This is a genomic window from Pseudomonas jilinensis, assembly GCF_003586265.1.
Classification (GTDB): domain Bacteria; phylum Pseudomonadota; class Gammaproteobacteria; order Pseudomonadales; family Pseudomonadaceae; genus Halopseudomonas; species Halopseudomonas phragmitis.
Window position 1 is genome coordinate 39,225 of sequence record NZ_QJSA01000011.1, and the last position, 15,537, is coordinate 54,761.

A 15,537-nucleotide genomic window follows, 5' to 3' on the forward strand; every position below is an offset into this window, starting at 1 on the left:
ACCTTCAGCGGGGATTAAGCAAATACTCGCGAATCAAACGCTGGCGGGTTTCATGAACGGCCGGGGCATCCAGAAACGGGTGGTCCCAGCCGGCCTCATGATGGGTCCCTAGTCCCAAGGCGGCAGCCCGCTCGCGTAGCGGCCCGACCATGCTCTCATCCAGCACGCCATCGCGGCCCCCGGTAATTATCAGGACCTTCGAACCCAGCGATTCAGACAGATTGTTGAGCGGATCAACCCAATCTGGGCAGCCATAATCGGACAGCCGGCTGGGGCTGGAATCGATTACCACAGCGTCAAACCCCGCCCCGGCACCGATCACATTCATCATCACCAGTCCACCCAGAGAAATGCCGTATAGCAGAGTGCGCTCATAGTGCTGGTTGAACCGGGCCACCATCTCCCGGTAATCGGCAATGATCGCGTTGAGTCGCCGGCGCCCTTCCGAGCGACCATAGCCTCGATAATCAAACACATAAACATCGTAGCCGGCTGCGGCATAGTCACCCAATCCAACAATCAACTGATCAGAGATCATCGCATTGCCGGAAGCTACCAACAGATAGCCCTTGGGCTGGATATATGGCAAGTGGCTGTCCCGAGCGGCATAACGGTAGCCACGCAGCACCTTGCCGTCAGCGGCAACAAATTCAGCCAGAGAAATATCCGGGTGCCGGGTCACCCGCTCGGGGGCAGGTGAGGGCGTCAGTGAACTCCAGAGGGTAAACACCAGGGGTTCCTTGACCCAGCCGCAGATTGCAGCCTCACGCGGGGTATCGGCCAAGACGGGTTGGCTGGTAGTCAGAATACTCAGGGCAAGGGCACTGAGACGGCGCATGAATCGCCTCCCCAAACCTGTTGAAGGTTAGCTGCCCCGATAGTACTCCCAAGGTTGGCCGGAGAGAAAGTCAGGCCGGAAAACGAACACCGGGCCCAATCGGGCCCGGTGTTCAGGTCGCGCTTAGTAAGGGCAGTTGCCGCGGTACTCGGAAATCTGCCGGTCAGAGGTGTGGTTCGGACCACAGAGGAACTGGTTGTAACGACGGTCCTGATCCAGATGCATCTTCATCCAGGACACGCCCAGACGGCTCAGGGTGGCATCATAGCGACCAAAGGAGTTGCCGCCATTGGCGCAGTAATGATTGCCGTTGTTGAGCTCTACAAAGGCCTTGTTGATATCGCCCGGCAGCCGGTTGTAGAACGGTGAGGCATGGCTGCTGACTGGAGCAATCAGGTCAGATTGACAGGCAAAGATCAAAGTCGGAGCCTGAACATTGCGGAACTGCAGGCTGGAAGAGTCCCATGGTGCCAGCGGAATTGCGGCGCTGATGCGACCTTCAGTGGCTACCCGCAGAGTACCGCCACCACCCATCGACCAGCCGATCACGCCCAGACGCTCGGTATCGATCATGCCACGTACCGAGCTGCCAATACGGGTGTTCTGATCAATCAGATAGTCAAGCGCGTTGTTGATCTGCCGAGCCCGGCTTGGCGGCTGATCGAAACCCGTGTTGGTGTCGATGGTCAGAACCACAAAACCGTGGGAAGCCAGCTTCGGCCCCCACCAGTCAATCGAGGACTCAGCTGAGACAAAACCAGGAATCACCACAATCGCAGCCATGGTACCGGTAGTGCCGCTCGGGTAATGAATCGTGCCACCCCCAAAGCCGCTGACCAGACTCGACACCCGACTAGTACGCACCGAATAGGGGCCACGGTCACCCTCGACAAAAGACAAGGTCGGGTCGGGGCCACGCTGATAAGGGCTGGGGCCAGTGTCGGGATCACCTGGACCCGGGTCAGGGTTGGTAGCCAAGGCAGAGGCGGAAAGCATCAGTGCGCTGGCAGTCAGCATCGAGAGCAGGGACTGCTTGATGGTTCTGGTTTTCATGTTGTCTCCAGGATCATGCGGATTGTTATTGTTCGATCACCGCCCGCGAACCGAGAATGTTCAACAGCCGGGGGCATGCGTGCAGGGGCATTACATAGCAAGGGGAGAAAGCTTGGTATCGCCTTTTCAGGTGATAAAACCCGGGAGAAAACAGCGGGCCGACGGCCTGGACGGCCCGCAAAAGGAGTGATTCAAACTCGAGACCAAACCTCGATATGGTGACGTCGCGCCACCCGCACGCCGGTGTTGGCCGGCAAAGCCCCGGCCAGCCCAACGCGCTCTAGCTCGGCCATCACCCTGACCTGTTCCGGCTCGGGTAAGGCCTGAACAGTGTCACTGGCACGCTGCAGGACATAACGCAGATAGGGCTCAACCCCGGTCTCGATGGGCACTCCTCGAAACTCGGTCTGCACGCTGGCAATCTGTCGTCGGTGGGGCTTGCCGGTCACTGGCGCGCCATCGGCCGGCTGCTCACGCACCGCCCAGGCATCAAGAAACACCAGCTTGTCGCCAAGCTCCGGAAACAGCTCCACAGCCACGTGCTGCAACAGTGGCTCCAGGGTCGGCGGTATCTGGTCATCCGGCCACAACCCCTCAGGGCCGTTCAGATACTCGACCACATCCAGATCGGGCGCCGTCATCCGCTCGACCCAACGGAACACTCTGGGCGAGCGCAGTTTCATCAATTGAGCAGGTATCGGATCACGCCCAAGGTGGGCGAACAGACTACCAATCATGCCGTAATCCGCCAGGCTCGGACGGCCACCCAGCAGGTAGGGCATACACTCGAAGTGAGCCTCGAGAATCTCCAGCAAACGCAGGTAGGAAGCCTCGATCAACGGAATGCTCGCCTCAGTCACCCCCAGACGCGGCAGATAGGACTGCATGCGCGCCATCACCTGCTGAGCCAACACCGCCCCGGAGCCGCTGGCAAAGGCATGCTCAAGAAACTCTCGCTGCTGCTCCAGATATGACCAGCGGTAATGCATCGCATGCCTGAGCAGACCCTGCCCGCCGTAATACTCAAGAATAACCGCCAGCACACGCTGCAACGGTGTCGACGGGTACGCCGGATATGGCACACCCTGACGCTCGAAATAATCGATGATGTCGACCGTATCCTGAATCACCTGACCATCCGGCGTCTCCAGCACCGGAATGATCGCCCGGCCAATCAACGGCACAATACGCCCAACAAAGTTTGGATCCGCCGTCGGGCGCTCACGGTAAGCAATGCCCTGATTGCGCAGATAACAACGTACCTTGGCGGTATATAGCGAATGGGGCACCCCATAGAGGGTGTAAATTGGGCTGGTCGAGGGCATGGTGGCGTCCTTGTTCTGTAGTTATTGGTTCAGGTTACAGATTGTCAGTCTGATCTGGGAAGCGTTACGCGCCTGCGTCGCTTGCCGCTGGTGAAACGGGCTCTTATGCAACCTTCCCAGGAGGCGGGAGCATCCGCTCCCGCGCAGACCATCGTGCAGCGCCGATCTTGAGCAGATGCTCAAGATTCCCAAAAAGCCCTAGCCTCCAGCTCAAACACCAAGGCACAAAAAAGCCCCGCCAGATCGCTCTGGCGGGGCTTTTTGTTCAGCAGGCCGACTTAGCCCTTGCTGGCACGCTTGCGCTGGTTCTCGTCGAGCAGCTTCTTGCGCAGACGGATCGACTTGGGTGTGACTTCAACCAGTTCGTCGTCATCGATAAACTCCAGCGCCTGCTCCAGGGTGAACTTCAGCGCCGGGGTCAGTTGCACGGTGTCGTCCTTGCCGGAAGCGCGCATGTTGTCGAGCTTCTTGGCCTTGGTCGGGTTGATCACCAGGTCGTTGTCGCGGCTGTGGATACCACACAGCTGGCCTTCGTAGATCTCGTCGCCCGGCGACAGGAACAGCTTGCCGCGCTCCTGCAGGGTTTCCAGCGAGTAGGTCAGTGCGGTACCGGTTGCCATCGACACCAGTACGCCGTTCTGGCGGTTGGTGACTTCACCGGCCTTGATCGGCCCATAGTGGCTGAAGGTACTGGTCAGGATGCCGGTGCCCGAGGTCATGGTCAGGAAGGCGTTACGGAAGCCGATCAGGCCACGCGCCGGGATGGTGTATTCCAGGCGGATACGGCCCTTGCCGTCGGGGATCATGTTGGTCATGTCACCCTTGCGCAGGCCCATCTGCTCCATCACCGGTCCCTGATGCTGCTCTTCGATGTCGATGGTGACGTTCTCATAGGGCTCCTGCTTCTCGCCATCGACCTCAATGATCACCACTTCCGGACGGCCAACGGCCATCTCGAAGCCTTCGCGGCGCATGGTTTCGATCAGTACCGACAGGTGCAGTTCGCCACGACCGGAGACCTTGAACTTGTCCGGGCTGCCGGTATCTTCGACGCGCAGGGCGACGTTGTGCAGCAGCTCTTTCTCCAGACGCTCCTTGATGTTGCGGCTGGTAACAAACTTGCCTTCCTTGCCGGCGAACGGTGAGTCGTTGACCTGGAAGGTCATGCTCACGGTCGGCTGGTCAACGGTCAGCGGCGGCAGGGCCTCAACGGCATTCTGGTCGCACAGGGTATCGGAGATAAACAGCTCGTCCATGCCGCTGACGCAGACGATATCACCGGCTTCGGCGCTTTCGACCTCAACCCGCTGCAGACCGTGGTGGCCCATGATCTTGAGGATACGACCGTTGCGCTTCTTGCCGTCGGCACCGATGGCGGTAACCGGCGAGTTGGCCTTGATCCGGCCACGGGCGATACGGCCAATGCCGATAACGCCAAGGAAGCTGTTGTAGTCGAGCTGGGAGACTTGCATCTGGAACGGACCGTCCAGATCAACGCTGGGCGCCGGCACATGGTCGACGATGGCCTGGAACAGGGCGTCCATATTGTCGTCCATGGCTTCATGGTCAAGGCCGGCGATGCCGTTCAGGGCGCTGGCGTAGACAATCGGGAAGTCCAGTTGCTCGTCGGTCGCGCCAAGGTTGTCGAACAGGTCGAAAATCTGATCAATGACCCAGTCCGGACGGGCGCCGGGACGGTCGATCTTGTTGACTACCACGATCGGACGCAGGCCGGCCTTGAACGCCTTCTGGGTGACGAAACGGGTCTGCGGCATCGGGCCGTCCTGGGCATCGACCACCAGCAGTACCGAGTCGACCATGCTCATCACGCGCTCTACCTCGCCACCGAAGTCGGCGTGGCCGGGGGTGTCGACGATGTTGATGTTGTAGCCGTTCCACTTCAGGGCGGTGTTCTTGGCCAGGATGGTAATACCGCGCTCCTTTTCCTGGTCGTTGGAGTCCATCACCCGCTCGCCTTCGGCTTCCTTGCGATCCAGGGTGCCAGACAGCTTGAGCAGCTTGTCAACCAGTGTGGTCTTGCCGTGGTCAACGTGGGCGATGATGGCGATGTTGCGGAGATTCTCGATCACTGTGAACGTCCTGATGGCGCGGCCGATGGCCCGCGGAAAGAAAAAAGAGGCGGGCATTATACAGACCTGGACATGACAGTGTATGTTTTTTGTGCAGCGACCGGATGGATTGCCGCGCCTCTATGCGGCTCGCAATGACGGAGTGTGTGGCTGGCGCGTCTGTGCAGACTGGGTTAGAACCGCTGAGGCGTGGTGGGCAAGGTTACGGGCGGGGCGATACACCCCTGGATTGCCACGCTGCTGCGCAGCTCGCAATGACGAAGTACAGTAAAGCGGTGCCCCCGCTGCACGCTCGCAATGACGAAGTGCAGTACAGCGGCGCCCCGCTGCGCGCTCGCAATGACGACTGGCGGGCCTCAGCTCTTGGCTGGCCGCAGCACCCGTACATGGCCGTGCCCGGAGTCGAGCAGATTCTGCGCGTGCATCTGGCTCATCACGCCCTTGTCGCAGTACAGCAGATAGATTCGCGCCGGGTCGAGCTTGGGGAACTGGCTGCTCAGTTCAAAGAACGGAATGACTTTGACCTCGACATCGGGCAACACCAGCGGGCTGAGCTCCTGCTCGTCGGGGTGACGGATGTCGATCACCACCTGGCCAGCCAGCGCCTGACTGACGACCTCGACATCGGCGATGCCTTCCATCGGCTCGCCAAGCTGGTCGCAATCGGTAGAGCGTGCCTGGGCAACCGCCGCATCGAGCACGGCGAAGTCGAACTTGGCTTCTGCCTCTTCAACCCGAGCCCGGGTGGTATAGATGGCCGGACTGACCGAGATCACCCCGCAGTATTCGGGAATGCTGCTGCTCAGCGCGTCAGTCCCGATTCGCCGGGCGGTGTTGATGATCTCGACCTTGCTGGTCGCGATCAGCGGCCGCAGTACCAGCCGTTCAATCGCCCGGTCGATCACCGCCAGATTCGGCAGAGTCTGGCTGGCCACCTGGGCGATCGCCTCGCCGGTCACCAGCGCATGGAAACCCAGTTGGCTGGCGACCTGATCGGCGGCGCGCAGCATCATTCGCTTGAGCACCACGCCCATCTGGCTGTCGTCGACATTCTTGAGGATTTCCGCCACCACGCCCTCGAACGGCACGCTGATGAAGCGCAACCGGTGGCTGGAGGCGTAACGTTGCCAGAGGTGATGGGCGATCTGGCGCACACCCAACTCGTGGGCCCGTCCACCCATGTTGAAGAAGATGAAGTGCGGTAGCAGTCCGCGCTGCAACATCTGGTAGCTGGCCACGGTGGAATCGAAGCCGCCGGACATCAGGCTCAACACCGGCTCCATGGTCCCCAGCGGGAAACCGCCCATGCCTTCATGCCGGGCCTGGATCAGGAACACCCGGTCATGACGAATCTCGACCCGCACCCAGACATCCGGCGACTTGAGCGATACCCCGGCCGCACCACAGCGCTCGAACAGCTCGCCGCCGAGATAGGCCGCAACATCCTGGGAACTGAACCCATGGTGCCCCACACGCTTGCAACGCACCCCGAACACCTTGCCGCGCAATTGCTCGGCGTGCACCAGAACGCAGCGCTCGGCCAACTCCTCCAGACTGGTCAGCGGATAATCGTGAACCTCGAGGATATGCGAGATGCCCGGCGTGTGCTGCAGACAATCGATCACCCGCGCTTGCAGTTGCGGATTCTGACCGGTGCTGACCTCCAGGCTGTCCCAGGTGCCGTTGACCCGGGCCTCGGGATCGATGCGCGGTAGCAACACCCGCAGATTGCCCTTGAGCTGGCGCACGAAGCGCTTGCGCACCGGCTTGGTCTTGATGGTGATCTCGGAGAAAAATTTGATGATCAATTTCATGGGAAAGATGCAGGCTGCGCAAAAGCGGCGCATTATACCCCGGCCCGGCGCCGGCTGCAGGATAACCGACGACGAGCATTCGCACCATTTTGGTGCCTGTACTAGACTCGATGCACCGTATCCGTGCACCTTTCAAGTGCACTTTTTCGTTGCACCAGACAAAAGCCGCTTGGCACGGGGCTTTGCGCCAATGCTCCGAAATGGCACACCTTTTGCTCTCTTGTAACGCAAGCGGATTCGCGGACGTTTTCCGCTCTGATTGAAAGGCGCCGGACCCAAAGGGTCCGGCAAATGATTCCCCGTGGAGGAAACCATGTCGAAAGCGATTCAACTGATCAAAGAATTCGAAGTGAAGTGGGTTGACCTGCGCTTCACCGATAGCAAAGGCAAGCAGCAGCACGTCACCATTCCGGCCCGCGATGTCAATGATGACTTCTTCGAAGACGGCAAGATGTTCGACGGCTCCTCCATTGCCGGCTGGAAAGGCATCGAAGCCTCCGACATGATCCTCATGCCCGATGACGAGACCTCGGTGCTGGACCCGTTCACCGAAGAGCCGACCCTGATCATCGTCTGCGACATCATCGAGCCCTCCACCATGCAGGGCTACGAGCGTGACCCGCGCGGCATCGCCAAGCGCGCCGAAGAGTACCTGAAGTCCACCGGTATCGGTGACACCGTATTCGTTGGTCCGGAGCCCGAGTTCTTCATCTTCGACGAAGTCAAATACAAGTCTGACATCTCCGGCTCGATGTTCAAGATCATCTCCGAGCAGGGTTCCTGGAACACCGATGCCGACTTCGAAACCGGTAACAAGGGCCACCGTCCGGGCGTCAAAGGCGGCTATTTCCCGGTGCCGCCGGTCGATCACGACCACGAAATCCGTACCGCCATGTGTAATGCCATGGAAGAAATGGGCCTGACCATCGAAGTGCACCACCACGAAGTGGCCACTGCCGGTCAGAACGAAATCGGCGTGCTGTTCAACACCCTGGTGAAGAAAGCCGACGAAGTACAGACCCTGAAGTACTGCGTACACAATGTGGCCGACGCCTACGGCAAGACCGCTACCTTCATGCCCAAGCCGCTGTACGGTGACAACGGCTCCGGTATGCACGTACACATGTCTATCGCCAAAGACGGCAAGAACACCTTCGCCGGCGAAGGCTACTCCGGCCTGTCCGACACCGCCCTGTACTTCATCGGCGGTATCATCAAGCACGGCAAGGCCCTGAACGCCTTCACCAACCCGTCGACCAACTCCTACAAGCGCCTGGTTCCGGGCTTCGAAGCTCCGGTCATGCTGGCCTACTCGGCCCGCAACCGTTCGGCCTCGATCCGTATTCCGTACGTATCCAGCCCGAAAGCCCGCCGCATCGAAGCTCGCTTCCCGGATCCGGCTGCCAACCCCTACCTGGCCTTCGCTGCGCTGCTGATGGCTGGCCTGGACGGCATCCAGAACAAGATCCACCCTGGCGATGCCGCTGACAAGAACCTGTACGACCTGCCGCCGGAAGAGGCCAAGCAGATCCCGCAGGTCTGCGGCAGCCTGAAGGAAGCTCTGGAAGCGCTGGACGCTGACCGCGAGTTCCTGACCAAGGGCGACGTGTTCACCAACGAGTTCATCGACGCCTACATGGAGCTGAAGGCCGCCGAGGAAATCAAGGTTCGCACCTTCGTTCACCCGCTGGAATACGACCTGTACTACAGCGTCTGAACCCGGCTGCGATACCGTGGTCCAAAAAGGGGCACCCATCCGGGCGCCCCTTTTTTGCGTCCGTCCGTTACCAGCGGCGACCGACTTGCCAAGCAGGGAAATGACTGCAAGTCTTACGCAAGCCCCAAGGAGAGATCACCATGCCTCGCATTTTGCCCCTGACAGCCCTGCCCCTGCTGCTGGCCTTGCCCCTCGCTGCTGCCGCACAGATCTACACCTGGACTGACGCCGACGGCAACAAGGTGTTTTCCGACCAGCCTGGCCCCGGCGCCAGCACGCTGGAGGTCGGGCCGACCAACACAGTCGAGCCTCCGCGTCGCACTGAAATCCGCAGCCCCGGCACCAGCGACCAGCCGGCTGCCGGCCCTGCCTATCAACGCCTGGAAATCACCAGCCCCAGCAATGATGAGGCGATCCGCAGCAATGAGGGCAATCTGGTTCTGAGTGTCACTACCGACCCCGGCCTGAGCGGCAGCCATCTGTTGAGGGTCGAGCTCGACGGCGAACTGACCGATGTTTCCAGCCCCGGCCGCGGCCAGCGCAACCACCTGCTCAGCCTGACCAATATTGATCGCGGCAGCCACCAACTGGCAGTGGTGGTAGTCGATGCGCGTGGTAACGTCCTGCAACGCAGCAGCGCAATCACCGTACACCTGCAACGCACTTCATTGCTGCAGCCGGGCCGTGCCGGTAGCAATCAGGCGCCCCAGGTTCCCAACGCCCCGCGCGCGCCCAACGTGCCAGCCCCCGGTCGCAGTGGCGGTAGTTGAGCCCCATCACCGCCCACCCCACTCCCGCTGCGCACCATTTCGGTGCATACTCAATACACAAGCGCCTAACTCTGTGCACGCAGCAGTTTGCCCGAAGCGCCAAAAGCACCTGACCGGCTGACAGCCTGCCCCCGAGCAGGCTCCAGCCAGGCCGCCGGAAACCCGTGCAAACCCTGTTGCAGCGTGCCGTGCGCCGCTTTTGTGCAAGCGCCACCCAGGACCCAAACCGAACCTGCCTGGCAACTGTGCAAATGCTTTGCAAGCCAGCCGCGCAAACGCCCCTTATTGGTTCGCTTCTTGCATTTCTCTGCACAAACCGTGGATACCCTTAGCTATGCTGCCTGATCGCTTTTTACGCCAGATTCTCGACAACCTGACCACAGCGGTGATCCTGCTGGATGCCCGCCTGTGCGTCAGCTACATGAACCCGGCCGCCGAAATGCTGCTGGCCGTCAGCGGCCAACGAGTTCAGCAGCAACCAATCAGCGAACTGTTCACCGACAGCGTCAGCGCCCAGGACTCGATGCAGAACGCGGTCGACAACGCCCACCCGTTCACCAAGCGCGAAGCCCAGCTGCTGCTGAGCAATGGCAGCAGCCTGATGGTCGACTATTCGGTAACGCCGATCATGGCCTCCGAGCGCAACTGGGTCTTGATGGAGTTGCAGCCGCGTGATCGCCTGCTGCGGATCACCAAGGAAGAAGCGCAACTATCCAAGCAGGAAGTCACCAAGGTGCTGGTGCGCGGCTTGGCCCACGAGATCAAGAATCCGCTCGGCGGCATTCGCGGCGCCGCCCAGCTACTGGCCCGCGAACTGCCCGAAGACAATCTCAAGGATTACACCGACGTGATCATTGAGGAAGCAGACCGGCTGCGCAATCTGGTCGACCGCATGCTCGGCCCCTACCGCCCGCCAAACCTGCGACCGATCAACATCCACGAAATCACCGAACGGGTCTGCAGCCTGATTGAGGCCGAAACCCAAGGCATCCTGCGCCTGCGCCGCGACTACGATCCGAGCATTCCGGAACTGATGGCCGACCGCGAGCAACTGATTCAGGCGGTGCTCAATATCGTGCGCAACGCCATGCAGGCCATCGCCGGATACAGCGGCCTGGAAGCCGGGCGCATCACCCTGCGCACCCGCACTCTGCGCCAGTTCACCATTGGCCAGACCCGACACCGGCTGGTCTGCAAACTGCAAGTCATCGACAACGGCCCGGGCATCCCGACCGAGATCGTCGACAGCATCTTCTACCCCATGGTCAGTGGCCGGGCCGATGGCACCGGTCTGGGCCTGTCGATCACTCAGAACATCATCAGCCAGCATCATGGCCTGATCGAGTGCGACAGCGAGCCTGGCCATACCGTATTCACTCTATTCCTGCCGCTGGAACAACACCCCGGAGATCAAACCCATGAGCCGAGCTGAAAATGTCTGGATTGTCGATGACGACCGTTCCATCCGCTGGGTGCTGGAAAAGGCCCTGCAGCAGGAAGGCATGGAGCCGGTCTGCTTCGACAATGCCGACAGCGCTCTTGCTCGCCTGCAACGCCAACACCCGGACGTGCTGATCAGTGACATCCGCATGCCCGGCACCAGCGGCCTGGAACTACTCAGCAGCATCCGCGAACAACACCCCAAGCTGCCGGTCATTATCATGACCGCCCATTCGGATCTGGACAGCGCCGTGGCTTCCTACCAGGGCGGGGCCTTCGAATACCTGCCCAAGCCCTTTGATGTCGACGAAGCGGTCGCCCTGGTACGCCGTGCCCTGGCCCATACCCGCGAGCAGGAAGGGCTGGAGCCGGAGCAGGGGCAAACCCGCACCCCGGAAATCATTGGTGAAGCCCCGGCCATGCAGGAGGTATTCCGCGCCATCGGCCGGCTCTCGCACTCCAATATCACGGTACTGATCAACGGTGAGTCAGGAACCGGCAAAGAGCTGGTAGCCCACGCCCTGCATCGCCACAGCCCGCGCGCGCGCAACCCGTTCATCGCCCTGAACATGGCGGCGATCCCCAAGGACCTGATGGAATCGGAACTGTTCGGCCACGAGAAGGGCGCCTTTACCGGTGCCGCCGTGCAGCGACGCGGCCGCTTCGAACAGGCCGATGGCGGCACCCTGTTTCTCGACGAGATCGGCGATATGCCGGCCGAAACCCAGACCCGGCTGCTACGGGTTCTGGCTGATGGCGAGTTCTATCGGGTGGGCGGCCATACACCAATCAAGGTCGATGTGCGCATCATCGCCGCCACCCACCAGAACCTTGAAGGCCTAGTGCAGGCCGGCAAGTTCCGCGAAGACCTGTTCCACCGCCTCAACGTGATCCGCATTCACATTCCCAAGCTGGCCGAGCGCCGTGAGGACATCCCGGCGCTGGCCCAGCACTTTCTGACCAAGGCCGCCCAGGAGCTGGCGGTCGAGCCAAAGGTGCTCAAGCCACAGACCCAGGACTACCTGCGCAACCTGCCCTGGCCGGGCAACGTGCGCCAACTGGAGAACACCTGCCGCTGGATCACGGTCATGGCCTCCAGCCGCGAAGTGCTGATCGAGGACTTGCCACCAGAACTGCTCACCCAGCACCAGGACAGTGCACCTGACGGCCACTGGGAGCATAGTTTGCGCACCTGGGCCGACCAGGAACTGGCTCGCGGCGTCACCAACCTGCTGGATGTCGCCGTACCGGCGTTCGAGCGCATCATGATCGAGACCGCGCTCAAGCACACCGCCGGCAGACGCCGGGATGCCGCGCAATTACTGGGCTGGGGCCGCAATACCCTGACCCGCAAGATCAAGGAACTGGGCATGAACGTAGACGGCCACGACGATGACGAGGCGGAATAATCGGCCTCTGTAATCAAATTGGCACAGTTGATGCTTTAAATAACCTTGGGTGTATTTGAGGTGACTCAGGTTCAGGCAGGCTTGAGTCACCTTTTTTTATGCACGAAAAAACTCAGGCCTCGAGCTTCACATCGAACAGCTCCGCCGGCCCCTGCTGACCTTCCTCCAACAACCCGGCCACCCGCTGCAGGCTGGCCAATAACATCAACTGCTCCCAGTCGGGCAACTGCGCGTAGCGCTCAAGAAAGTCGCCGGGCAACAAGGCCGGCTCGGCCTGAATCGCCGCCAGGCCGCTTTCGGTCAGAGCCAGATGAACCTTGCGCTTATCGCTCTGACTGCGAATACGCTGCAGCAACTCGCGCTTCTCCAGCCGGTCGATGATGGTGCTCAGGGTAGCCTGGGAGACACTGACCCGCCGGGCCAAATCGCCCAAGGTTCCCTCGCCCATGGCCTGAATACTGTGCAGGATCAGTAGCTGGATAGGGGTCAGCCCGCTATGCCGACCCAGACGCTTGGCGTGAATTTCGCTGGCCCGCTGCAGACGGCGCAGCGCCAGATACAAATCGTGCATCATGTGCATAGTCAACTCCAGGCGGCACACGGACTTATCCGTTATATTTTGCCACAAAGACTAAATATTTTAGCCGTAAATTTATTTTGACGAATAAAAATAAAACCCCGGCAAAAATAGCGAAAATAGTAGAGTTTGCGCTCAAGTGCTAGCTCAAATTTATTTATATATCAAATAACATGCACAAAGTCACTCAATTACCCACCCGCCCGGGCCGGTCCTGGGCGCAAACCTTCGTATACTGCCTGCCGGAACCGCCAAACCTGACACCAGCCCATGCGCCTATTGACCTTACCGACTCTGAGCCTGCTGATCGCCTTGCCGGTCCAAGCCGTAGAACGCCCGCTCAGCCTGCCAGCCCAGGTGATCCTGGGCAGCCAGAGTGACGATCAGAATCAGCAGCCGCTGACCCGTAGCGTGCTGAGCGACGCAGAGCTTTCGCGCCAGCAACTGGGTGCCAATGTTTCCGAACCACTGCAACGGCTACCGGGCATACTCGCGCTCAATCGCCAGAACTACGCCCAGGACCTGCAGATTTCCTCACGCGGCTTCGGCGCCCGGGCCGCCTTCGGGGTGCGCGGCGTGCGCCTGGTGCAGGACGGTATTCCGCTGACCATGCCTGACGGTCAGGGCCAGCCAGCGCTGTTCGACCTTGACGCGCTGCAGCGCCTGGAAGTACTGCGCGGTCCGCTGACCACCCTGTACGGCAATGCCTCGGGCGGGATTATCCAGGGCTTCAGCAGCGAGGCTCCATTCCATCCCACCCTGAACAGCCGCAGTGCGGTTGGCAGCGACGGGCTCTGGCGCTCGCGGCTGCGCTACGGTGCTCAACACGGCGACCTGAACATCAACGCCAACATTGCCCGCCTGCACACCGACGGCTACCGCGACCACAGCCAGACCCGCCGTGACAGCGCCAACCTGCGTCTGGGCTGGGATATCGATGACGTCTCCAGCCTGACGCTGCTGCTCAACAGCCTCGACCAACCGAACACCCGTGACCCGCTCGGGCTGAGCGCCGAACAGCTCAGGCAGGACCGGCGCCAGGCTGTCAGTCAGAGCCAGACATTCAACACCCGCAAAAGCGTGCGTCATCAGCAGGCCGGGCTGAACTACCAACGGCGTCTGGGCAACGATGATCAGTTGACTCTGATGGCCTACGGCGGCGAGCGCTTCGTCCAGCAGTATCTGGGCTTTGCCGGCGCAGGCGAATTTGCCGGTGGCGGCGTGGTCGAGCTGGATCGCCGGTTTGGCGGTGTCGAACTGGGCTGGCAGCGCAGCAGCCAAGTATTCGGTCGCCCGGTCGAGCTGGCCGCCGGGCTGACCTACGACTACCAGGGTGAGCAACGCGACGGCTTCGTCAACGACAACGGCCATAAGGGCCAGCGCAAGCGCGACGAGTTCAACCGGGTCGACAGCCAGGAAGCCTATCTGATCAGTACCTGGCAACTGGCACCGCGCTGGCAACTGACCGCCGGCCTGCGCCACAGCCGGATCCAGTTCGACTCCGATGATGACTTCTTCGCCGACGGCCAGGACGACAGTGGCAAGGTACGCTATCAGCGCAGCAATCCGGCGGCCGGGCTGAGCTGGCAATGGACCCCGCAACTGAGCCTGTACGGTGCGCTGGGCCAGGGGTTTGAAACCCCAACCTTTCAGGAGCTGGCTTACCGCCCCAGCGGCAGCGGGCTGAACTTCGCGCTCAAACCAAGCCTGTCACGCAATGCCGAGTTGGGCATGAAATGGCGCCACGCGGACGGTTATCTGGACCTGGCCCTGTTCGAAAGCCGTGTGCGCGACGAGATCGTCCCCGGTGAAAATCAGGTCGGAACCGACCGCAGCACCTTCACCAACGCCGGGCGCTCGACCCGTCGCGGCCTGGAACTGGCGCTCGAGCAGCAGTTCGAGCATGGCTTGCGCGGCTATCTGGCCTACACCTGGCTGCAAGCCCGGTTCGATCGCTACCGGCGGGCCGACGGCAGCGACCTGTCCGGCCGTGACCTGCCGGGCACCGCGCGCCAGAGCCTGTATGCCGAACTGGCCTGGCAACCGGCCGCGCAAGGCTTCTCCACCGCAGTGGAGCTGCAGGCACTAAGTCAGCGCTATGCCAGCGACGACAATCAGGCCAAGGCCCCAGGCTATGCAGTACTCAACTGGCGCGCCGGCTATCGACAGGCACTGGGAGGCTGGCTGCTGGAACCGTTCCTGCGGATCGATAACCTCACGGACCGCGATTACATCGGCTCATTGATCATCAACGAACCCAGAACTCGTTACTACGAACCGGCTCCGGGACGCCAGTGGCTGGCGGGGGTAGGGCTGGAGTATCAGTGGCGCTAGGGAACCTCTGGAAAACGTAGGCGACGACTGCATGGATGCAGGAGTTAGGGCGAAGCAGGAGCCAGAGCCGAGGCAGGCAAGACAATACCGATGGCGGCCCCGCAAAAACAGCCGAAAAAGCGGAGTTTACGTGGTGTAAATGAGCATTTTGACCGGGCTCGCGATCGAGG

General features: G+C 61.0%; 11 protein-coding genes. 5 read left to right on the forward strand and 6 right to left on the reverse strand.

The annotated features are described in order from the left end of the window. Positions 1-4 precede the first annotated feature (4 nt). The 5 genes from C2846_RS12780 to thiI all read right to left on the reverse strand — a co-directional run bounded on the left by C2846_RS12780 (position 5) and on the right by thiI (position 7,120). On the reverse strand, positions 5-838 hold the full coding sequence (locus tag C2846_RS12780; RefSeq protein ID WP_119701603.1) for an alpha/beta hydrolase: 834 nt from the start codon (positions 836-838) through the stop codon (positions 5-7). Positions 839-961: 123 nt separating this feature from the next. Next, positions 962-1,891 (reverse strand): alpha/beta hydrolase family protein, encoded by a 930-nt coding sequence (locus tag C2846_RS12785; protein WP_119701604.1) that lies wholly within the window; start codon positions 1,889-1,891, stop codon positions 962-964. Between the two features lie 191 nt (positions 1,892-2,082). Next, positions 2,083-3,216, reverse strand: a complete 1,134-nt coding sequence (locus C2846_RS12790; protein ID WP_119701605.1) for a glutathione S-transferase family protein — start codon at positions 3,214-3,216, stop codon at positions 2,083-2,085. A 278-nt stretch (positions 3,217-3,494) separates the two neighbouring features. Continuing rightward, entirely contained in the window at positions 3,495-5,306 is a 1,812-nt protein-coding gene (typA, locus tag C2846_RS12795; protein ID WP_119701606.1) for a translational GTPase TypA, read from the reverse strand. 356 nt (positions 5,307-5,662) lie between these two features. Next, complete coding sequence (gene thiI, locus C2846_RS12800) at positions 5,663-7,120, reverse strand: tRNA uracil 4-sulfurtransferase ThiI (protein WP_119701607.1); 1,458 nt, start codon at positions 7,118-7,120, stop codon at positions 5,663-5,665. A gap of 313 nt (positions 7,121-7,433) precedes the next feature. Here thiI and glnA point away from each other — a divergent pair, with 313 nt between their 5' ends. The 4 genes from glnA (at position 7,434) to ntrC (ending at position 12,456) form a co-directional block, all read left to right on the forward strand. Then, positions 7,434-8,837, forward strand: a complete 1,404-nt coding sequence (gene glnA / locus C2846_RS12805; RefSeq protein ID WP_080051609.1) for a glutamate--ammonia ligase — start codon at positions 7,434-7,436, stop codon at positions 8,835-8,837. Positions 8,838-8,977: 140 nt separating this feature from the next. Further along, a complete protein-coding gene (locus C2846_RS12810) occupies positions 8,978-9,607 on the forward strand; it encodes a DUF4124 domain-containing protein (RefSeq protein ID WP_119701608.1) in 630 nt (209 codons plus the stop codon). A 334-nt stretch (positions 9,608-9,941) separates the two neighbouring features. Continuing rightward, the gene (gene glnL, locus C2846_RS12815; protein ID WP_080048789.1) at positions 9,942-11,039 is read left to right on the forward strand and encodes a nitrogen regulation protein NR(II); all 1,098 of its coding nucleotides are present in this window, start codon (positions 9,942-9,944) and stop codon (positions 11,037-11,039) included. Next, complete coding sequence (ntrC, locus tag C2846_RS12820; RefSeq protein ID WP_119701609.1) at positions 11,026-12,456, forward strand: nitrogen regulation protein NR(I); 1,431 nt, start codon at positions 11,026-11,028, stop codon at positions 12,454-12,456. Before glnL ends, ntrC begins: the two co-directional genes overlap by 14 nt. A 112-nt stretch (positions 12,457-12,568) precedes the next feature. On the opposite strand, the gene C2846_RS12825 is transcribed toward ntrC, so the two are convergent. Next, a complete protein-coding gene (locus tag C2846_RS12825; RefSeq protein ID WP_165443821.1) occupies positions 12,569-13,030 on the reverse strand; it encodes a MarR family winged helix-turn-helix transcriptional regulator in 462 nt (153 codons plus the stop codon). 273 nt (positions 13,031-13,303) lie between these two features. Between C2846_RS12825 and C2846_RS12830 the strand changes: the two genes are divergently transcribed. Continuing rightward, entirely contained in the window at positions 13,304-15,367 is a 2,064-nt protein-coding gene (locus tag C2846_RS12830; protein ID WP_119701610.1) for a TonB-dependent receptor family protein, read from the forward strand. Positions 15,368-15,537: the final 170 nt, after the last annotated feature.